This is a genomic window from Sinorhizobium sp. BJ1, from assembly GCF_002531555.1.
GTDB lineage: Bacteria > Pseudomonadota > Alphaproteobacteria > Rhizobiales > Rhizobiaceae > Sinorhizobium > Sinorhizobium fredii_B.
This window is the reverse complement of record NZ_NWTH01000009.1, coordinates 182,271-203,007: the sequence shown is the minus strand read 5'-3', so window position 1 is coordinate 203,007 and position 20,737 is coordinate 182,271. Positions and strand designations below refer to the sequence as shown.

Annotated in this window: 17 protein-coding genes and 1 pseudogene; 13 read left to right on the top strand and 5 right to left on the bottom strand. The window is 62.3% G+C overall.

The window, feature by feature from the left end; all coding sequences use genetic code 11:
• Nucleotides 1-16: 16 nt before the first annotated feature.
• Both CO676_RS15520 and CO676_RS15515 read right to left on the bottom strand, forming a co-directional pair.
• The gene (locus CO676_RS15520; RefSeq protein WP_097521716.1) at nucleotides 17-1,570 is read right to left on the bottom strand and encodes a sorbosone dehydrogenase family protein; all 1,554 of its coding nucleotides are present in this window, start codon (nucleotides 1,568-1,570) and stop codon (nucleotides 17-19) included.
• Nucleotides 1,563-2,018 (bottom strand): DUF2231 domain-containing protein, encoded by a 456-nt coding sequence (locus CO676_RS15515; RefSeq protein WP_014765795.1) that lies wholly within the window; start codon nucleotides 2,016-2,018, stop codon nucleotides 1,563-1,565. The genes CO676_RS15520 and CO676_RS15515 overlap by 8 nt, the downstream gene beginning before the upstream one ends.
• 273 nt (nucleotides 2,019-2,291) lie before the next feature.
• Here CO676_RS15515 and CO676_RS15510 point away from each other — a divergent pair, with 273 nt between their 5' ends.
• The 13 genes from CO676_RS15510 (at nucleotide 2,292) to CO676_RS15445 (ending at nucleotide 17,977) form a co-directional block, all read left to right on the top strand.
• Nucleotides 2,292-2,879: a cytochrome c oxidase assembly protein gene (locus CO676_RS15510; protein WP_097521715.1), complete on the top strand. Its 588-nt coding sequence runs from the start codon at nucleotides 2,292-2,294 to the stop codon at nucleotides 2,877-2,879.
• Nucleotides 2,870-3,997 (top strand): c-type cytochrome, encoded by a 1,128-nt coding sequence (locus CO676_RS15505; RefSeq protein WP_097521714.1) that lies wholly within the window; start codon nucleotides 2,870-2,872, stop codon nucleotides 3,995-3,997. The genes CO676_RS15510 and CO676_RS15505 overlap by 10 nt, the downstream gene beginning before the upstream one ends.
• Complete coding sequence (locus tag CO676_RS15500; RefSeq protein WP_097521713.1) at nucleotides 3,994-4,980, top strand: c-type cytochrome; 987 nt, start codon at nucleotides 3,994-3,996, stop codon at nucleotides 4,978-4,980. The genes CO676_RS15505 and CO676_RS15500 overlap by 4 nt, the downstream gene beginning before the upstream one ends.
• An 85-nt stretch (nucleotides 4,981-5,065) precedes the next feature.
• Nucleotides 5,066-7,582, top strand: a complete 2,517-nt coding sequence (gene ctaD / locus CO676_RS15495; protein ID WP_097521712.1) for a cytochrome c oxidase subunit I — start codon at nucleotides 5,066-5,068, stop codon at nucleotides 7,580-7,582.
• A gap of 6 nt (nucleotides 7,583-7,588) precedes the next feature.
• Nucleotides 7,589-7,972 carry a hypothetical protein gene (locus tag CO676_RS15490; protein ID WP_097521711.1) on the top strand — a complete coding sequence of 128 codons (384 nt, stop codon included), beginning with the start codon at nucleotides 7,589-7,591 and terminating at the stop codon, nucleotides 7,970-7,972.
• Nucleotides 7,973-8,055: 83 nt separating this feature from the next.
• Nucleotides 8,056-9,444: a cytochrome c gene (locus CO676_RS15485; protein WP_097521710.1), complete on the top strand. Its 1,389-nt coding sequence runs from the start codon at nucleotides 8,056-8,058 to the stop codon at nucleotides 9,442-9,444.
• Nucleotides 9,445-9,446: 2 nt separating this feature from the next.
• The gene (locus CO676_RS15480; RefSeq protein WP_097521709.1) at nucleotides 9,447-9,944 is read left to right on the top strand and encodes a (2Fe-2S)-binding protein; all 498 of its coding nucleotides are present in this window, start codon (nucleotides 9,447-9,449) and stop codon (nucleotides 9,942-9,944) included.
• On the top strand, nucleotides 9,944-12,172 hold the full coding sequence (locus CO676_RS15475; RefSeq protein ID WP_097521708.1) for a molybdopterin cofactor-binding domain-containing protein: 2,229 nt from the start codon (nucleotides 9,944-9,946) through the stop codon (nucleotides 12,170-12,172). The genes CO676_RS15480 and CO676_RS15475 overlap by 1 nt, the downstream gene beginning before the upstream one ends.
• Before the next feature lie 196 nt (nucleotides 12,173-12,368).
• Nucleotides 12,369-13,016, top strand: a complete 648-nt coding sequence (paoA, locus tag CO676_RS15470) for an aldehyde dehydrogenase iron-sulfur subunit PaoA (protein WP_097521707.1) — start codon at nucleotides 12,369-12,371, stop codon at nucleotides 13,014-13,016.
• A complete protein-coding gene (locus CO676_RS15465; protein ID WP_097521706.1) occupies nucleotides 13,013-13,963 on the top strand; it encodes a xanthine dehydrogenase family protein subunit M in 951 nt (316 codons plus the stop codon). Before paoA ends, CO676_RS15465 begins: the two co-directional genes overlap by 4 nt.
• Before the next feature lie 4 nt (nucleotides 13,964-13,967).
• A complete protein-coding gene (gene paoC / locus CO676_RS15460) occupies nucleotides 13,968-16,169 on the top strand; it encodes an aldehyde oxidoreductase molybdenum-binding subunit PaoC (protein WP_097521705.1) in 2,202 nt (733 codons plus the stop codon).
• Nucleotides 16,170-16,697: 528 nt separating this feature from the next.
• A complete protein-coding gene (locus CO676_RS15450) occupies nucleotides 16,698-17,534 on the top strand; it encodes a TIGR02587 family membrane protein (protein WP_014765807.1) in 837 nt (278 codons plus the stop codon).
• A complete protein-coding gene (locus CO676_RS15445; protein WP_097521704.1) occupies nucleotides 17,531-17,977 on the top strand; it encodes a TIGR02588 family protein in 447 nt (148 codons plus the stop codon). Before CO676_RS15450 ends, CO676_RS15445 begins: the two co-directional genes overlap by 4 nt.
• Before the next feature lie 245 nt (nucleotides 17,978-18,222).
• Here CO676_RS15445 and CO676_RS15440 read toward each other — a convergent pair whose 3' ends face one another.
• The 3 genes and pseudogenes from CO676_RS15440 to CO676_RS15435 all read right to left on the bottom strand — a co-directional run bounded on the left by CO676_RS15440 (nucleotide 18,223) and on the right by CO676_RS15435 (nucleotide 20,649).
• Nucleotides 18,223-18,903: a DUF2161 domain-containing phosphodiesterase gene (locus CO676_RS15440; protein ID WP_097521703.1), complete on the bottom strand. Its 681-nt coding sequence runs from the start codon at nucleotides 18,901-18,903 to the stop codon at nucleotides 18,223-18,225.
• A gap of 223 nt (nucleotides 18,904-19,126) precedes the next feature.
• Nucleotides 19,127-19,229 (bottom strand): annotated as a pseudogene (locus CO676_RS37000) (type II toxin-antitoxin system RelE/ParE family toxin); the annotation flags it as partial.
• 136 nt (nucleotides 19,230-19,365) lie between these two features.
• The gene (locus tag CO676_RS15435; RefSeq protein WP_245424326.1) at nucleotides 19,366-20,649 is read right to left on the bottom strand and encodes a carbohydrate ABC transporter permease; all 1,284 of its coding nucleotides are present in this window, start codon (nucleotides 20,647-20,649) and stop codon (nucleotides 19,366-19,368) included.
• Nucleotides 20,650-20,737 lie beyond the last annotated feature (88 nt).

Below are 20,737 nucleotides of genomic sequence, written 5' to 3'. Positions count from 1 at the left end.
GCGTTTTGGCAACCTTCTACTGCACCGCCTCCCTCGGCAGTACGGCCGGGGCGATCTCCATCTGAGATGGTCCAGGGGAAAGCGGATCGCCCGTTTGAGGCTTCTCCGGTTCCGTATCGTTGGGTGGCCCCGCCTGTATAGATTGTTCCGTGGCGTCGGCGTCGGGGCTGGCGCCGCTCGTCGTCGCGTCACCACTTTGTCGATCCGTGTCGATCGGCCTCGGCGTTACAGATCCGTCTGCGGCCGCAACCCGCCAGACAGTGTTGCCGGCATCGTCGGCGACGAGGAGCGCACCGGTGCCATCGATAGCGACGCCGACCGGTCGGCCACGCGCCTCATCACCCTCGATGAAGCCCGTCACGACATCCTGAGCCTTTCCCGCCGGACGACCATCCTCGAACGGAACATAGACAACCTTGTAGCCATTGAAGGCGCTGCGATTCCAGCTGCCGTGCTCCCCGATGAAGGCGCCATTGGCAAAAGGCTCCGGCAAAGCGGAGCCGTTGGAGAACACCAGCCCCAGCGCTGCGACGTGACTGGAAAGGGCGTAGTCGGGTGCGATCGCCTTCTCGACCATGTTCGGGCGCGGCGGGTGGACCCGTTCATCCACGTGATCGCCGAAGTAGCTCCAGGGCCAGCCGTAGAAGCCGCCTTCCTGCACCGACGTCATATAGTCCGGCACGAGGTTTGGTCCGAGCTCGTCTCGCTCGTTGACCACGGTCCAGAGAACGCCGGTCTGGGGGTGGAAAATCAGACCGTTTGGGTTGCGCAACCCCGATGCAAAAACGCGGGCAGCGCCCGTTTCCCGATCCACTTGCCAGATGGCCGCACGGCCCTTTTCGGATTCCAATCCGTGTTCCGCTACATTGGAGTTGGAGCCGACCGAGGCGTAAAGGTAGCGCCCGTCCGGGCTGAGTGCCAAATCCTTGGTCCAATGGTGGTTGATAGGCCCGCCGGGAAGCGGGGTCAGCACGCGTGGCGTCCCGCTGATCGCCGTCTGGCCGAGTTCATAGGGGTAGGCGAGGATCGCATCGGCCGCCGCCACGTAAAGCGTTCCGCCATGCCACGCGAGGCCGAAGGGAGAATTGAGGCCAGTCAAAAGATTGTTGCGTTCGTCGACCTGACCGTCGCGGTTGGTGTCCCGCAGCAGCGTAATCAGATTGCTTTCCCCTTTGGGGCCGCCGCCGCCTCGGGCCATCGACATGATCCAGCCGCGGATCAAGTCCTTGGGCCGGGTGGTGGGCTTGCCGGGCGGTTCACGCAATTGGACGACAAGCACGTCGCCATTTGGCAGGGTGTGGAGCGTGCGGGGGTTGACAAGCTTCGTCGCATAAGCGGAGACGGAAAGGCCCTCCGGCACCTTGGGCGCCTCCCCTTCTCGCCACCCGACGACCTCGGCGATTCTCATATCGGGAAAAAGCTCCGAGGTGGGTTCCGGCAAGACCGGATCGGGGCCGATCTGCTGGGAGACGTCGAAATCGGCGCCGTCGTCGCCGCAGCCTGCAAGCGCGAAAGTAACAACCGAGCCAACGGCAAGTGCGAGTACGCGGGGGGAAGCAGGCCTACCCATATTTGCTCACCCCGGTGTGAGCTCGATAGAGCAGAGCGCGATCGAGTACGGCAGCGACGACTATCACAAACACGGTCACAGCCGAGAGAATCAAGCCGTAAGGAACGACGGCGGTCCAGCCATCGGCCGCGTGGACAAGATTGTTGACGAAAGCAATCACAAGAATGACCAAGTAACAGATTGCATGAGGCAATACCTCACGAGGTGCGCGTGTATCCCGGCGAACCACGAATTCGACCGCGCCGGCCAAGGCCGCGATGGCCCCCAAAGCCACTCCGGCAAAGAGCAGCCAGGCCGAAAAATTCTGCCACATCACATGCGCCGTTTGCCAAAAGGCGATGTCGGTCACAAGCGCCAGGGTGAAACAAGCGATCGGAAACGCTGCGAACAGCGAATGGATCGAATAGCGCGGGATCGTGGCTGTCGATGGGGAGTGTCCCAGGCTCATCGGCGCCTCCTGTTTGGGGTCGCGATCTGAAACAGCGGCACGCGCGTTTTGTTCCTGCGCCGAATGTGTCGAAATCCAAGATGGGCCCAAAGCACTGGCCGGGCCGGAACCATGGCGTTCCGTAGCAGTTTCCCAATTCTGCGCAGCAGATCGGTGCCGTGGTCCGAGCACGGCATGGACTACCTGGACCCGGTGTAGCGCGGACCGAGTTCGTCAGCTGGATTGTCAAAGCGCGGCATTGCTCGGCCGCTTCGGAGCAGAAGGGAAGGACCGATGGGGCTGCTGGCAATGCACATGACGATGCACATCTTGCTGATGAACCTCCTCGCGCCGTTGGCAGCAATCGCAACCTTGCGTTATGGCCGCGAACGGCGGCAAACGACGCCAGGAGCGCTCGGGCTGGCAACACTTGCGCAACTCGCCGCTCTGTGGGGCTGGCACGCTCCGCCCCTCCTCGACCGTGCCCACGAATCTCCTGCAATCCACATACTGATGTATGCCAGCCTCTTTCTTACCGCCTTCCTGTTCTGGCGGCTGGTGTTTCGCTCCAATGGCGAGGCTCGCTGGAGACCAATCGTTGCCCTCCTTATCACCAGCAAGTTCTACTGTTTGCTGGCGGTGCTTTTCGTTTTCGCGCCTCGCGTGCTCTATCCGAACGTCGCCGGCGCCCACTCGGGTCACAGTGCTGAGGCCCTGAGCGCAACACTGGCCGACCAACAGCTCGCGGGCCTCCTCATGTTGGCCGTCTGTCCGGCAACCTACGTCATTGCTGGGATCGCGATTTGCGCGCGTTGGTTGTTCGCAATGGAAACAGGTGAAGCCCATCAGAGGCCGAAAACAGGTGGAGAGGCGTGGACCTGAAGAACCTGGACTGGATAACGATTGCGAAGGTCGTCGGCCTGGTCGCCGGCGGCATGATGGTCGCCGGCGCCGCGTTCACATGGTCAGGTATCTACAATGTTGCGGCCTCCAAGGACCACCTGGGAATTACGACCTGGATTTTCGAAGTGGTCCGCGAGCGTTCGATCGCCGTCCGGAGTTTGTCAATCGAGGTCCCGCCACTCGGGAACGAGGGGATGATCCGGCTTGGTGCTTCCCACTACGAAGGGGGCTGCGTGCCTTGTCATGGCCGTCCCGACGAAAAGACAAACCCGATCGTCACCGGCATGCTGCCCCCGCCGCCCAACCTCGAGGACGTCAGCAAACGGCGTCCACCGGAGGAGATATTCTGGATCGTCAAGCATGGCATCAAATACACCGGCATGCCTGCATGGCCGAACCCGCAACGTGACGACGAAATCTGGGCAATGACGGCGTTCCTGGCGAACATGCCCTCCTCACCAAGCGGTTATTCGGACCTTGCGAGGCTCACACGCGACCCCGTCGACAATGGCGAGGGACTGGCAAACGGCCGCGCCTTTACCCGCTGCGGACGCTGTCATGAAAACGAAGGCATCGGCACGAATGGCGACCATATCCCGCGGCTGGCGGGACTGTCCGAGGACTATCTGCTTCGCAGCCTCCAGGAATATGCGCGGCGAACCCGGGCAAGTGGCGCAATGGAGCCCGTCGCCGATCTGTTGGACGACAGCGGAATGCGGGGGCTGGCGGCTTACTATGCGGAGCTTCGGCCGGTAGTGAAAAAGTCGTCCGCCGCGCACGACCCGGAGCAAATACGGCGCGGCAAAGCGATTGCAAACAGCGGCATTCCGCAACAGCAGGTGCCGGCCTGCATGAGCTGCCATTCGGGCCGCCAGTCACACCAGTTCCCTCTCCTCGCGGGTCAGCATGCCGCCTATATCGCCGGGCAACTGCGCCTGTGGCAGAAAGGAGGACGTGGCCAGACCGCCTATGGAAGGATCATGGCGGCGGTCGCACGGGCGCTCGACGAGCGACAGATCGAAGACGTCGCGGCCTATCTGGCGTCGCTGCCTTCCGGATATGCACAGACCGCTCCTCTAGCAGAGGTGGGCCGATGAGGTCTGCCGTATCGATCGCGCCGCTCACGCTTCTCCTCCTGCAAGGCTGCACCGGCGTACAGTCCGTCTTTGATCCCTCCGGTGCCGAGGCCGAGCGCATCAACACCCTCGCCTGGACGCTCATTCTATTGTCTACCGCAGTTCTCGCTTTCGTCTGTCTTATCGCGGCTGGAGCGCTCTGGGGCGGCGAGCGCTGGCGGGCGCGCATTTCCCGCGAGAGGCTGGTGATCGGAGGCGGCCTCGTTTTTCCGACCCTAACCCTCAGCATCCTGCTCAGCTATGGCTTCTACCTCATGGGATCCGGCTTACCTGCCGCGCGGAGCGACGGCAGATTGCGCATTGAGGTCGTAGGCGAACGCTGGTGGTGGCGGGTCACCTATGTCGACGACAGCGGTCGACGTGCAGAGAGCGCCAACGAGATCCGGCTGCCTGTCGGGCGGCCGGTAGAGGTTGAGCTGACATCGACCAACGTCATTCATAGCTTCTGGATTCCCCGACTGGCCGGCAAGCTCGACATGATTCCCGGCCGCACGAACATCTTGACGCTTCGAGCGACAAAGGCCGGGATCAGCCGTGGCCAGTGTGCCGAATATTGCGGCGGCGCGCATGCTTTCATGTCCTTCTATGTCATAGCAATGCCGCAAGATCAGTTTGACGCCTGGCTTGTTGAGGAGGCAGACGATGCCCGTATTCCCACCGGCGCTAATCCGGCGGCAGGGCAAGCGCTTTTCCTCTCCGCCGGGTGCGGCGCATGTCACGCGGTCCGCGGGACAGAGGCACGGGGCACGATCGGCCCGGATTTGACGCATGTCGGCAGCCGCCGCTCGCTCGCCGCCGCAACACTCGAGAACGATGCGGAAGCCTTCGTCCGCTGGATCCGCGACAGCCAGCACGTGAAGCCGGAGAATCTGATGCCATCTTACGGCATCTTCACCGAAAGCGAACTGTCGCAGCTTGCCTCCTATCTGGACCAGTTGAGGTGACGACGATGCTCGATTTCCTTCGCCCTGAACGAAGCCTCGCCCTCCTGGTCGCCCACTCTCGCGACGCTAACGGTGGTAGCGGTTGATGAAACTGCCCAATCCCGATCCCCGGCCGAAAGAAGAAGTTCGCGATCTCGAGCGTATTTGGGCAAGCCCGCGCGGCTGGCGGCTCGTGACGGCTGTCAATAACACCACCGTCGGCCTTCTTTATCTCGGTGTGGCGTTCCTCTTCTTCCTGTTGGCGGGTGTGCTGGCCATCCTCATGCGCACGCAACTGGCCGTCGGCGACAATCGGCTCATCAGTCAAGATCTCTACAATCAGATGTTTACCGTCCACGGCACGACGATGATGTTCCTGTTTGCCGTACCGGCTGTGGAGGCGCTCGGCGTCATGCTGCTGCCACAGATGCTCGCGGCTCGCGACCTGCCGTTTCCGCGTCTCAGTGCCTTCGCCATCTGGGCCTATGTCGTCGGCGGACTGGTCTTCTTCTCGACGATCTTCTACGACCTGGCGCCGAAAGGCGGCTGGTTCATGTATCCGCCGCTGACGCTGACGGAATATTCTCCGGGCGACAACGCTGACTTCTGGCTGCTTGGCATCGGCTTCATCGAGATCTCGGCCATTGCCGGGGCAATCGAAATCGTCGTCGGCGTGCTCAGAACCCGGCCACCGGGAATGTCGCTTGCCAAGATGCCGATCTTCGCCTGGACGATGCTGATTTTCGCCAGCATGATCATGTTCGCCTTTCCCGCGGTGATCCTGGCAACAATGATGCTGGAGCTTGAGCGGGCGTTCGCCTGGCCTTTCTTCACTGCAGCGCTCGGGGGCGATCCACTCCTTTGGCAGCATCTCTTCTGGTTCTTCGGGCATCCGGAAGTCTACATCATCTTCCTTCCGGCCGCCGGCCTCGTCTCGATGATCGTACCGACCATGGCGCGCACGCCCCTCGTCGGTTACCACCTGATCGTGGTGGCACTGATCGGCGTCGGCTTTTTCAGCTTCGGGCTGTGGGTGCACCATATGTTCACGACTGGCATTCCGGCGCTGAGCCTCGCCTTCTTCTCCGCCGCCAGCATGACGGTCGCCATACCGTCAGGGATCCAGGTGTTCGCCTGGATCGCGACAATTGCCGCCGGTCGAGAGCGGTTTCGCATCACGACCGCGTCGCTCTTCATCCTCGGCTTCCTGTTCATCTTCACGTTGGGTGGCTTGACGGGCGTGATGGTGGCCATGGTGCCGTTCGACTATCAGGTGCACGACACCTATTTCGTGGTCGCGCATTTCCATTACGTCCTGATCGGCGGGTTCGTATTCCCTCTTTTTGCCGCCTTCTACTACTGGACACCCTTGTTCAGCCGGCGAATGCTCTCCGAGCGGCTGGGCCGCTGGGTGTTCTGGCTGATGTTCATCGGCTTCAACATCGGCTTCCTGCCGATGCACTTGACCGGGCTCAAAGGCATGCCGCGGCGCGTGTGGACCTATCCGGCGGATATCGGCTGGGAGACGCTGAACATCGTTTCCACAATCGGCACCTACGTCCTGGCCGCCGGAGTCGTGCTTTTCTTGATCGATCTCGTCAGCAACTTCCGCCTCGGAAAAGGTGCCGTGGAAAATCCCTGGGAGGCGGGCACGCTTGAATGGTTGCCGAACGACGTCTATTCCACCCGCAGCATACCCCACGTCACCGGTCGCGAGCCCCTCTGGGACAGGCCGAGCCTGCCTGAGGAAGTGCGCGCCGGGCACCATTACCTGCCCAATGCCCCCACGGGCGGCCGGGAAACGATCGTGACGTCCCCGATCAATGCCCACCCGCAATATGTCATTCAGATGCCTGGACCAGGCTGGTCGCCATTTCTCGCCGCGGTCTTCACGGCAGCCTTCTTCCTGCTGCTGACGGTCAAGCTCGTGATGATCGCCATCCTCTGCGGGGTGATCGCCATCGCCTTCTGTCTCGTCTGGGCCTGGGGACTCGACCCCGGACCGTCCAAGGGCATGATAGAGGTGGCGAAGGGAATGAAGCTGCCGACCTACATGACCGGACCGTCCTCGCACTCCTGGTGGGCCATGGTCATCCTGATGTTCGTCGGGGGCTCTCTCTACTTTGCCTATGTTTTCTCCTATCTGTTCCTTTGGCTTGTCTCACCCGATGTCTGGGCAGGATCTCCGGCACTGCCGGCCGCCTCCTGGCCGTTGACCGCCGCCGCGCTCCTGATGATCGGGGGCGGCTCGTTGTGGCTTGCCAGCCGGACATTCGAAAGGATTGCCGTATCTCGCCTGACAACCGCAGCGGTTCTGCTGTTGTCGCTCGGTTGCCTGATGAGCGCCCTGGGGCTTGAAGTGCTGGGGCATCTGCTGAGCGGTCTGCGGCCCGGCGGCAACGCCTATGGAGCAATGGTCTATCTCGGCGCTGTCCTCTTCGGTCAACTCGCCTTCGCCTTGCTGATCATGGGCCTTTTCACTATCGCCCGGCATCTCGCCGGCAAGCTGGACAAGGAGCGTCGGGTTACCTTCGACAACTACGTATTGTTGTATCAGTTCACCGTCATGCAGTCGTTGCTCGGACTGGCACTGATCCATGGTTTTCCGCGTCTTGTCGGGTAGGGTGAGATGGAACGTTCGACAAAAGACCCGCCTGTAGCCGTCGCGATACTGATCCTGCTGTTCGGCCCAATCCTATGGGCGGGTCATCTTTTCCTCGTCTATGCCTTCCAATCGGCGACATGCGCCATCACCGGCGTCACCGCGACAATGTCACGAGCCGCCGTCGCGGCGCCGGTGATCCTGCTGACGCTTGCTGTCGCGGCTTTCCTTGCTTTGGCGCTCTGGCGTTTCCGCTCCTTCGCATGGCTTCTGCCCGATGAGACGCATAACTTTCGCAACCAGCGCTTTTCCACCCAGGTTGGGCGTCTGCTCATCCTTCTGTCGCTGGTCGGGGTCGTGTGGACGGGCGCCGCGGCGCTTTTTCTGGATCCATGCGGCCAAATCAGGTGACGGGTATCGGCTTCTGATTTGTGACCTGCAACTTGGAACAGATCGCCGCTCACGACGTTGTGCTCCGCCCGTGGAGACGTGCAATGTGGGCTTTTAGGGCGGCGATCCTTTTCGTGGCGGCCATCTTCGTGGCCGCGGTTGCTTTCTTCGTCTTTGCATGGCGCTCCGAGATTCCGAAGGAGGAGGTGGCCGCCGAGGCAAGCTTCTCTCCAGAGCTCGTTGCCAAGGGCGCGCAGCTGGCGGCGCTTGGCAACTGCATCGCCTGCCACACGGTTCCCGGTACACCCGCTTTCACCGGTGGACTGGCGTTGCCGACGCCTTTCGGCACGATCCATTCCACCAACATCACCCCCGATCGTGAGACCGGCATCGGCGGCTGGAGCGAGGCAGCCTTTGAACGCGCGATGAGGGACGGCGTCGACCGGGAAGGCAACCATCTCTACCCAGCGTTTCCCTACGACCACTTCACGCGGGTCTCGGCGGAGGATACGCACGCCCTCTACGCTTTCCTGATGACGCGTGTCGCAGTGAGGGCCGAAGCCCCGAAAAATGATCTTCCGTTTCCTCTGAAGTTCCGCCCCTTGCTTGCCGGGTGGAAGCTGCTGTTCTTCGACAGGGGAGAACTGGAACCGGATAGCGCCCAGAGCGAGGCCTGGAACCGCGGACGCTATCTCGCCGAAGGGCTCGGCCACTGCGGTGCTTGCCACACGCCCCGCAATGCATTCGGTGCCGAAGATCCCGACCGGCACTTCGGCGGCGGCGAGGCAGAGGGCTGGCAGGCTTACGCCATCAACCGGGAGTCCAAGGCACCGATCCCATGGGACGAGCAGAGCCTCGCCTTCTATCTACGCAATGGCTGGCATGAATTCCACGGCGTTTCGCGCGGGCCGATGGCGGAGGTCACCGGCAATCTCTCCCTCCTGCCCGATAGCGACATCGCGGCGATCGCCACTTATGTCACATCGATCACCGGTGATCCCACGCCTGAGCGTAGCGAGAGAGCGGCGCGGTTGCGCGAGCAGTTCGAAGGGGATCGCTTGGAGCAGATCGCTGACAGCCAGAGTTCTGCGGTCAGTACCGCAGGCGGTGGTTCCGGCGAGGCGATCTACCTTGCCGCCTGTGCAAGCTGCCACGAAGGACGGCGGCGCCAACCCTTCGGCGGCCTGAACTTCGAGCTCAGCACCGCCGTCAATGCCCCGAACCCGCAAAACATCGTCAACGTCGTCCTTTTTGGTCTTCCGCCGGCGGACGGAGAGGCAAGCGCGGTGATGCCGGCCTTCCGCCACTTGCTGAATGACCAACAGGTGACCGACGTTCTCGCTTACATGCGCGAGCGGTTCTCCGAAGAGCCGCCATGGAGCGGGCTCGGAGAGCAGGTCGCGAATACCCGCTCCGGCGCCTACAAGGTCACGGTCCGGCCGTCGGATGGCATTGAAAGGGCGCCGCACAATGTCGGCGCCGAGGAGGAATGACGATGGTATCGCTGACAGTCAACGGCAACCAGCATCAGCTCGACGTCGATCCGGCGACGCCCCTGCTCTACGTCCTGCGCGACGATCTCGCTTTGAACGGCGCCAAATACGGCTGCGGACTCGGCCAGTGCGGTTCCTGCACCGTGGTGGTTGATGGCGAGGCGGTGCTCTCGTGCATGGTGCCGGTCATGCTTCTGGAGGGGCGCGAAATCACCACGATCGAGGGTTTGGGCACGATCGAAAAGCCAGGACCGTTGCAGCAGGCGTTTATTGAACTGCAGGCGGCGCAGTGCGGCTACTGCATTCCCGGCATGATGATGAGCGCACATGCGCTTTTGCGCCGCAGCGCTCGGCCAAGCGAAGAGGAACTTCGCGAGGCATTGGCGACGAATCTCTGTCGCTGCGGCACGCATATGCGGATTCTGGCTGCGATCCGCCGGGCCGGCGAATTGATGCAAGCCGCCTCGTTGCCTGGCGCCGATGAAGGGAGGGCCGGCTGATGGACATTCTTCAGGAAGAGATCACCCGCCGCAGCGTCGTCGTCGGCACCGGCGCCCTCGTCGTCAGTTTTTCGCTTGGCCGAGCCTTTGCCCAGGAGCCGCCGGCGACGCCGCCCGTGTCCCTGCCGGGCAGTCTTGACGACGATCGCTTCCTCGATTCCTGGATCCGGATCGATGCCGCCAATTCGGTCACCGTCTTCACCGGCAAAGCCGAGCTAGGTCAGGGTATCCGTACGGCCCTGCTGCAGGTTGCTGCCGAGGAACTCGAGGTCGATCCCGCGGAAATCCAGCTTGTCACGGCGGATACCGGGCGTACGCCGAACGAAGGCTTCACCGCCGGCAGTCAATCGATGCAGAACAGCGGCACTGCCATCCGAAACGCTGCTGCACAGGTAAGGGCACTTCTCCTGGCGGAAGCCGCCAAACGCTTTGGCGTGGCGGCGACCGAGCTCAAGGCGGAAAACAAATCCGTCCTGGCGAGGGACGGAAGAAGCGTGAGCTACGGCGAACTTGTTTCCGGACAAATACTGCACGTCGAGGCCCAGCCGCAATCGACCTTCAAGCAGCCCGGCACCTTCCGGGTCATAGGCAAGTCGCTACCTCGCGTCGATATCCCGGCCAAGGTGACGGGCCAGCCGGCCTATGTCCATGATCTGCGCCTCGATGGCATGCTGCATGCGCGCGTCGTGCGCCCGCCGAGCCCGGCGGCCGAGCTTACGGAATTTGATGGTGGCGGCGTCGAGGCGATGCCGGGCGTCGTCTCCGTCGTGCGCGACGGCAGCTTCCTCGCCGTGGTCGCGGAGAAAGAATTTCAGGCGGTCAATGCCATGCGGACTCTGGCTGCGGCCGCGAAATGGCAGGAACAGGAGACGCTTCCCGACCAGGTAGATCTGCCGGCGGAGCTGCAAAAGCTGGAGCGCGAAGTCGGTACGGTGGCTGAGGCGGGCATGCTCTCGTCCGGCGGCAAGGTTTTCGAGGCGACCTACACGCGCCCTTATCAGATCCATGGATCGATCGGTCCATCCTGCGCCGTCGCATTGATGAAGGAAGACGGGACGTTGGACGTCTGGTCGCATACGCAAGGCGTTTTTCCCGATCGCGCCGCGATCGCGGAGATGCTGGCAATGCCGGAGGACAAGGTGCACGTCGTCCACATGGAGGGATCGGGGTGTTATGGCCACAATGGTGCCGACGATGCGGCTGCCGACGCCGCCCTCATCGCCACCAGGCTTCCGGGCAAGCCTGTCCGCGTTCAGTGGATGCGCGAGCAGGAGCACAGCTGGGAGCCATACGGCCCCGCGATGCTCGTTAAAGTCAGCGCAACCCTTGACGCTCAAGGCAAGATCGCCAGTTGGGCCTATGATCTTTGGAGCAATACCCACTCGACCCGCCCGGGCGGAGCTGGTGCGCTTCTGGCCGGGCGCCACAAGGCTCAAGCCTTCCAGCCGAAACCCGCCAGGCTCAGCATCAGCGCGTCCGGCAACGGCGACCGGAATGCCAATCCGCTCTACGTGACCCCGAACAAGCGGGTACTCTGGCATTTCCTGCCCGACATGCCGCTGCGTGTCTCAGCGCTGCGCGCGCTCGGGGCCTACGCCAACGTCTTCGCGATCGAGAGCACGATCGATGAACTGGCTCTGATGGCCGAAGCCGATCCGGTCGAATTCAGGCTGCGCCACATGGAGGATCCGAGGGCCAGGGCTGTCATTGAGCTGGCTGCCGAGCGCTTCGGCTGGAACGATGCGCAAATGCCGCGGAATCACGGCCGCGGCTTCGGCTTCGCTCGTTACAAGAATCTTGCCGCCTACCTGGCGGTTGCGATGGAGGTGGAAGTCGCGCCGGAAACTGGCCGTGTTCGCGTGATGCGCGCCGTTTCCGCCATTGATAGCGGCGAGGTCGTCAACCCGGAAGGAATTCGCAATCAGACGGAAGGCGGCATCCTGCAATCGATCAGCTGGACGCTCTACGAGGCCGTGACCTTTGACAGGACAAGGATCACCAGCACCGATTGGTCGAGCTATCCGATCTTGCGTTTCGCAAGTGTGCCGGACAGTATCGAAGTGCATATCGTCGAGCGGCCCGGAGAACCGTTCCTCGGCACGGGAGAGGCAGCCCAGGGGCCTGCAGCCGCGGCCGTGGCCAACGCGATCAGAAATGCCACCGGCAAGCGTTTTTATGATCTGCCGTTTACCAGAGACCGTATTCGAGACGCCGTCGGAGGCGTCTGAGGTTCGAAAGCGCCTCCGGGCGCACTGTTGGATGTTCGGCTCCATAGATAAGGCTTATCGATCAGCGCCCACTGGTCACCTCTATCCGGCGCCCTAGCTGAACCAAACGCATGGTGGAACGTTCCCGCCGCTCCGCAGTTTGGCGTTCGCGGATTGTTGGACAGCCGCGCCGTCCTAGACCTTTCATCATCAAGACATGGAGCTGGATATGCAAAGTCCTGGCGCACTCGAAATCTCGCGGCGCGACCTGCTCGTCGCCTCGGCCGCTACCGTCACAGTGGCGAGCGCACCCTCGCTCAGCCACGCGCAGACGAATCCCCCCGCCGCATCACAGAGCACGAGAGTCTCTTTCACGGTAAATGGCGAGCGGCGCGAGCTTGAGCTCGACAACCGGACGACGCTTCTCGACGCGTTGCGCGAACATCTGCATCTGACGGGCACGAAGAAGGGGTGCGACCACGGCCAATGCGGCGCCTGCACCGTTCTCATCGACGGACGCCGTGTCAATGCATGCCTGACCCTCGCGGCCATGCATGAGGGCGATACCATCACCACCATCGAAGGACTCGGGCAGCCCGACAACCTCCATCCGATGCAGGCCGCCTTCGTCAAGCATGACGGTTTTCAGTGCGGCTACTGTACGCCGGGCCAGATCTGTTCCTCTATCGCCATGCTCGAGGAGATCAAGGCCAATATTCCAAGCCATGCAACAAGCGACCTGACGGCGCCGGCCGAGATCACGCCCGCCGAAATCCGCGAACGGATGAGCGGCAATATCTGTCGTTGCGGCGCCTATTCGAACATCGTTGAAGCCATCACCGAAGTTGCGGGGAGGAAGGCATGAGAGCTTTCAGCTACGAGCGCGCCTCGTCGATCGAGACGGCGGCAAAGGTGGCGGCCAGGAAGGACAGCGCGAAGTTCATCGCCGGCGGCACCAATCTCCTGGACCTGATGAAGCTTGAAATCGAGACGCCGACCCATCTGATTGACGTCAACGGGCTCGGATTGGACAGGATCGAGCCGACGCCGGATGGCGGCCTGCGCATTGGCGCCCTCGTCCGCAACACGGATCTTGCGGCCGACGAACGTATTCGCAAAGACTACGGGCTTCTGTCACGGGCTCTCCTCGCCGGGGCGTCGGGCCAGTTGCGCAACCGGGCGACGACGGCGGGCAACCTGCTTCAGCGTACCCGCTGTCCGTACTTCTACGATACCAACCAGCCCTGCAACAAACGGCAGCCCGGCAGCGGCTGCGCGGCGCTTGCCGGCTTCAGCCGCCAGCTTGCGGTCGTTGGCGTCAGCGATGCCTGCATCGCCAGTCACCCAAGCGACATGGCCGTCGCCATGCGCGCACTCGACGCCCTCGTGGAGACCGCCCGTCCCGACGGGACGACGCGCAGCATCCCGCTTGCAGATCTCCATCGCCTTCCCGGAGACACACCGCATATCGAGCATATCCTCGACCGGGGGGAACTGATCACGGCTGTCGTCCTGCCAAAGCCCGTGGGCGGCGAGCAGATCTACCGCAAAGTTCGCGACCGCGCTTCCTACGCCTTTGCGCTCGTCTCCATCGGCGCCATCGTGCAACCGGACGGGACCGGCCGCGTCGCGGTCGGCGGCATCGCGCCCAAACCCTGGCGCGACGAAGCTGCCGAAGGAGAGCTTCCGAACGGAGCGAAGGCGGTCACCGCCAAGCTTCTCGCCAACGCCCGTCCGACGGAACAGAACGCCTTCAAGCTCACGCTCGTCGAACGCACGCTGAGTGCGGTACTCGCCGAGGCAAGGGGGTAAGACAATGAAATTCGACACGCCAGCAACGACGAACCCGATCGACCAGCTCAAGGTCGTCGGCCAGCCGATCCACCGCATCGACGGTCCGCTGAAGACGACTGGCAAGGCTGTCTATGCCTATGAATGGCATGATCCCAATACGCCCTACGCCTACGGATATGTCGTCGGCTCGGCGATCGCCAAGGGCCGGATCCGGTCCATGGACGTCACCGCTGCACGGGACGCTCCCGGCGTGATCGCCGTCGTCACCTCCGACCGCGTGGGGGATCTCAAGAAGGGCAAATACAATACCGCCAAGCTCTTCGGCGGCACGGCGATCCAGCACTACCACCAGGCAATTGCCGTCGTGGTCGCCGAAACATTCGAACAGGCCCGCGCCGCGGCTCAACTCGTCAAGGTCGATTATGTCGAGGAGGCGGGCGCCTTCGATCTGGCGGCGGCCAAGGACAATGCCGTCAAGCCCAAGGATGGCGAACCGGATTCAGCTGCGGGCGACTTCGATGCCGCCTTCGAGTCGGCACCCGTCAAGTTCGACCAGACCTACACCACGCCGGACCAATCGCATGCGATGATGGAACCTCACGCCTCCATCGCCGCCTGGAATGGCGACGAACTGACGGTCTGGACATCGAGCCAGATGATCGACTGGTGGAGGACCGACCTCGCGACGACCATCGGGATCGACAAGGAGAAGGTCCACATCATGTCGCCTTTCATTGGCGGCGGGTTCGGGGTCAAGCTGTTCCTCCGCGCAGACGCGGTGCTGGCGGCGCTTGCCGCGCGCGAAGCGAAGCGTCCCGTAAAAGTCGCCCTCCCTCGTCCGTTCCTGATGAACAACACCACGCACCGCCCGGCAACGATCCAGCGGATCCGCATCGGCGCGGGGCGCGACGGCAAGATCACCGCGATCGCGCATGAGAGCTGGTCCGGGGATCTGCCGGGCGGCGGCGTCGAGGTCGCGGTTCAGCAGACGCGCCTGCTTTATGCCGGCGAGAACCGGATGACCGCCATGCGGCTTGCCACACTCGATCTTCCCGAGGGAAACGCGATGCGGGCTCCGGGCGAGGCGCCGGGCATGATGGCGCTGGAGATTGCGATCGACGAAATGGCCGAGAGGCTCGGTCTCGACCCGGTCGAATTCCGGATCATCAACGACACGCAGGTCGACCCCGAGAAGCCGGAACGGCCGTTCTCGCACCGCGATCTCGTCGGCTGTCTGCGCACCGGCGCCGAACGCTTCGGCTGGCAGGACCATAACAAGCGGCCGGGAAGCCGCCGCGAGGGAAACTGGCTCGTCGGCACGGGCGTTGCCTCGGCATTCCGCAACAACCTTGTGCTCCCCTCGGGGGCGCGCGTGCGCCTCGACCGCGAGGGCATCGTCACCGTTGAGACCGACATGACCGACATCGGCACGGGCAGTTACACGATCATCGCCCAAACCGCGGCGGAGATGCTTGGTGTTCCGGTCGAAAAAGTTGCGGTCAGCCTGGGGGACTCGCGCTTTCCGGTTTCCTCAGGCTCGGGCGGCCAGTTCGGAGGAAACTGCTCCACCGCTGGCGTATACGCCGCCTGCGCCAAGCTGCGTGAGGCCGTGGCGCAGAAGCTCGGATTCAACAGCTCCGACGACCTGGTGTTCGCCGGTGGCGAGGTCCGGTCCGGCGACCGCCGCATGCCGCTTATGGAGGCCTCCGGCGCTGAAGGGCTCGTGGCCGAGGACCGCATCGAGTTCGGAAAGCTCACCGAAACCCATCAGCAGTCCACCTTCGGCGCGCATTTCGTTGAAGTCGGCGTCGACGTAGCGACCGGCGAGACGCGGATCCGGCGGATGCTGGCCGTCTGCGCCGCTGGCCGCATCCTCAATCCGATAACCGCACGCAGCCAGGTGATCGGCGCGATGACGATGGGCGTCGGCGGCGCCCTGTCGGAGGAGCTCGTCGTCGACAAGGAACGCGGCTTCTTCGTCAACCATGATCTGGCCGCCTACGAAGTGCCGGTCCACGCCGACATCCCGCACCAGGAGGTCATCTTCCTTGACGAGACCGATCCGATGTCGTCGCCGATGAAAGCCAAGGGCATCGCCGAACTCGGCCTGTGCGGCGTCGCGGCGGCTGTTGCGAATGCCATCTACAATGCCACCGGCGTGAGGGTGCGCGATTATCCGATCACGCTCGACAAGCTGATTGACCGCCTGCCGGATGTGGCATGAGTGAGGGCGGCGTCCGCGGGCAGACGCCAGCGCCTTCGGCAACGGCCTGCGGCGTCTGCCCGCTCTCGACCGTCCAGCGGTCGATCGACCGATCTTGCCAAGACGCTGGCCGCTGCTCACCACCGGTCCTTCGAACAGCCCCAGATCATCACGGCTGAAGGTGACCAAGTGCCAGCGTACGAGAGCGCTCGCTGCATCCAGCGTCTCATAGCCGTGGAACCAGCGGACGGCAGGCCGCTCCCTAAAGCTTTCCTAACTGTTCACTGAAATACAGGCGCCGCCCATGCAGGTGCCACCGGCGCTTTGAGGACTGAACCAATAAAACTTGAAATGGAGCCTGAGAGAGCACAAGCCGAAACGTTCACATGAGCCAGCCCGCAGCGACAACCGGCTTGAGGCCGGGCAAAGAGATGACCACGAGAAACATGCAATACTCCGGAACAAGATCGCGCAGCGAACATTCCTCCCCACTTGGTCATAAATGCCCATGCCCGTGGAGGGTAGGTAACATCGTCAAAGGGGAGCGACGTGGCGCCAATTGGAGTGATCGTCGGCCCAACGCCGCGTGAGTTCTGGATCGGTCTTGGCCGCGCCTTCGCCGGAGCACTGATTTTCGCCGTACCTGTGCTGATGACGATGGAAGCTTGGGCGCTGGGCTTTCACCTTCACCCATTGCGGCTCGCCCTGTTACTGGCAGTCACCGTGCCGATGCTCGTGTTGCTGCACAAATATGGAGGGTTTCGCCAGACAATGGTGCTTCGCGACCGAATCGCGGATGCATTCGTAGCCCTCTTGGTTGCCGCTGTCGCGGCGGCTGCAGTTCTACTGATATTCGGAATCGTGAACGGGGATATGCCTTTGCGGGAGGTGGTTGGGAAGATCGCCGTCCAGGTTGTGCCGGGCAGTCTGGGAGCATCGTTGGCGCGGGCCCAATTGGGCCCAAGTCCATTGGAGGACGACGAAATTCCGGAGCCCGGTTACACCGGCGAATTGTTCCTGATGGTAGTCGGAGCGCTGTTTCTGTCCGTGAACATCGCACCAACGGAAGAGGTCGTCCTGATCGCCTATAAGATGAATCCCTGGCAGGAAATCGCCCTTGTAGTAGGAACCGTCGGCCTCATGCACGCTTTCGTATATGAACTCGAATTCCGCGGCACGCACAATCCCGAGCCAGGCGCCGGGTTCTTTAGCATCTTCTTTCGGTATGCGATCGTCGGCTACGTCTTGGTGATGCTGGTGAACCTCTATATCCTTTGGACTTTCGGCAGAACCGATGGCGCCGGCCTCTCTGAGACGCTCAGTGCAGTCGTGGTTCTCTCCTTTCCAGGCGCGTTGGGGGCGGCGGTGGCGAGGCTCATCCTGTGACAAAGAACGCCGCAAAGGACCACAAGCAACAGAAGCAGCAGTCCGACGACGAGGGAATCACACGAAAACCGGGAACCTCCATCACGGAGTGGGTGGTGGCAGGAATAAGCTGCCTCGCCCTTCTTACGGTACTTGCCTACCTCATCCTTGACGGCTTTAGCGGGCGCAACGGAACTGCCCAGATCATCGTGCTGCCGGTTGAGGTCACGGCCACCGACGGCGGCTACGTGGTTGAGTTCGCCGCCGAGAATCGTGCGGAAAAGTCTGTTGCATCGGTCGAGATCAAGGGTGAACTCCGCAATGGCGATGAGGTCGTCGAAGAGAGCAGTGCTACGCTCGACTATATTCCACAGGAATCCGAGCGGAAGGGCGCACTGATCTTTCGGAGTGATCCCAAGGCTTACGCACTGCGTCTTTTTGCGAGTGGATACAGTGAGCCCTGAGCGTCCGGTTGCCGGCCACGAGCAGTGGCCCGGCTGCGTGATGACCGCCGACCACGCTGGCGCAACATGCTGGCCGCCCCCGATACCGCCCCAGCCGGAACGGACATCTCGCCGCATCAGGATCAGTCGCTCCGGTCACGAAGACCCATCAAACAGACGAGTTTCGACTGCTTGCCCTGAGCGGACTCGAACTACAGGCCATGTTTTCGATTGAGCGGCGTAAAGCCCTATTGTGGAACGATAAATCAGGTGGGGACGGCCATTATTGCCGGCATGTCCTGCTGCGGCCATCGCTGCAGTGCTTCTCGTCCGGCATCGGTCAAGCCGTAGACGCCTCTGTCAAGCCGTTCAAACCAGCCATAGACATTCGCAAGCAAAATTTTCCCGGCATCCGGTATGCCGGATCTGATTTCGCCCACGCGCAGCGGTCCTGATGCCAGCGCTGAAGCACAGCCGAGCGCCTGCTGCCGGTACGCGGTCATGACAGGAGCGCGCGTGCTCCCGCCTACTGCCGGATCGCCGCGTCGCCTCTGGTGTTCGCGCATGAGCTTCGAACGCCGTTTCGGATTGGTTCGCGGCATCGGCGATACGGAGCCGACGATAACGCTGATGTCGCCGGCATCGGAAATGCCGAGCATGCCGATCCCGAGCCTGCGGCAGAGGTCGCGGTAGCGTTTGTCGGCCTCGCGACCATTGCCCTTGGCCGAGACTCGCGCCGCGATCCAGACCTCGTCCGCGACAGCCGCGCGATCGACGGCCTGCAGGATGAGCTCCAGATTGAAGGTCAGTTTTAACTCGCAGATCACGACCACAGGCGGATCGCCATCGCTCAAACCGACGAGATCGCAGCCGCCAACTTCGCCTTTGACGACATAACCTGCCTTTTCGAGAAAGCCTTTGACAGGCAGATAAAGCGACGTTTCCATATGCCTGCAGGTTTAAGCGAAGAATCGTTCCATAAACTACATCGTTCCGCCCGCATGGACACCGCATTTATCGCCGCCGACGCGGTTACACGGCTGGCTGGCAGGCAGCCGCCAACGCATCCTGCGACAATCGACCACTTCGCCGCGGCATTGGAACGATGCTCTTGAGCGGATGCGAAGCGCCGGCTACCAATCGATTCAAACGGCGGGAATGTCCGATCGGTCAGTGACTGTTCGGCTCCTGCATCCACTGCGAATGTCCGCTTGGCATGAAGCAAGCGCCACACGTCGACGTGACCTGGCTGGTCGCGATAGAAAAAGACCGGCCGCTCCCCTTCAAACCACGAGTCACACGTCGCAATACCGAACCCGCGGCATGGCAGTGGCGCAGGTTCCAGTGGATTATGCGACTCTCGCAGCACAGACGAGAACACCAACAGAAGACCGCTCTGGGTGCTAGTGCTATGTGATGCCCTTGGCGGCCTGAGTGGAGACGATGTGCCGCTGGAAGAGCACGAAAAGGATAATGACCGGCACGATCGAGATGAACGCGCCCGCCAGAACGACTCCCCAATCGCCCTGCGCGCCTCCGAACGAACGGCGCAGACTGAGAAGGCCGACCTGGACCGTCAGCGCTTCCGGTGGGCTGGTGATAAGAACGAGGGGCCAGAAGAAGTCGTTCCAGGCGCCTTGGAAGGCGAGAATCGCGTTGACCAACAAAGCCGGCTTGGCGTTTGGCAGAACGATCTTGCAGAACACTTGAAAACGGTTGGCGCCGTCGACGATTGCAGCTTCCTCTATCTCTCTTGGAAACCCCTCGAAAAACTGCTTCATCAACAGGACATTGGCTGAGGCGACGAAAACGACGACCACGCTCCACGGGGTGTTTAGAAGCGACAGATCCCTGAAGATCAGATAGTTCGAGACGAAGGTCACTTGTGCCGGAATCGTCATCGAGAAGAGCAATGCAGCGAATAGCAGACGGCTGCCCCTGAACTTGAGCCGTGCAAGCGCATATCCGGCAAGGCTGGCGACGACGAGCGTCAGGACCAGGCGCCCGATGGCGATGACAAAACTATTAACCAGCCAGCTCCCGAACAGACTCTTCCCGGTCTGCAGGTCAGCCGTCTCGTTTATCACCCGCCGGTAGTTGTTGAAGATCAACCCGAGAGCGCCTGGTGTGATGTTGTCCCAACTCAGCAGACGTCCGCGACGTTCGGATCGCGATGGCGAAATCGGACTGTCGATAAGTGTTTGAGAGGGCGGAGCGGTCAGATTGAAGGGCGTGCGTTCGATCCGGGGTCCGTTTGGGCGGTCGGTACTGTAGGTGATCTCATAGGCGAATGTCCGCGTCTGCCACTCTTCCCGTACTCCCCTCTCGTTACGCACCTGCATCGTTGCCGCACTGGAACTTTTCAGCGCAATTGACGCATAGTCCGCCGCATAATCGCGCATGAGCGCAGCGGCGATGCCCGAGCCCGGGCGGCGACGAGGGACCTCGGCCTTCGGTTCAACGATCGGAGTGTCGGCGGGCGCTGCGTACGTCACACTGAAGTCAACTTTGGCGACAGGAGAAAACCCTCCCCACAGAGCGTCACCCCCGCCCTCCTGCCCCAGACGGGCGGCGGCGATCCATGCGGCCGGGTTGAGCTGATCGAAATAGATGCGGAACGGTTTCTCTAATGGATCGACCTTCAGGCTCGCCATAAAGGCTAGAACGAATGTCCCTGCCATGATGGTCGCCACACCGAGAAAGATCAGATACAACCAGGCGCTTGCCGCAAGCTGCCGCCGGCGAAGCGCGCTGGCCGGCAGACGGCGGCGCGACGGTGAG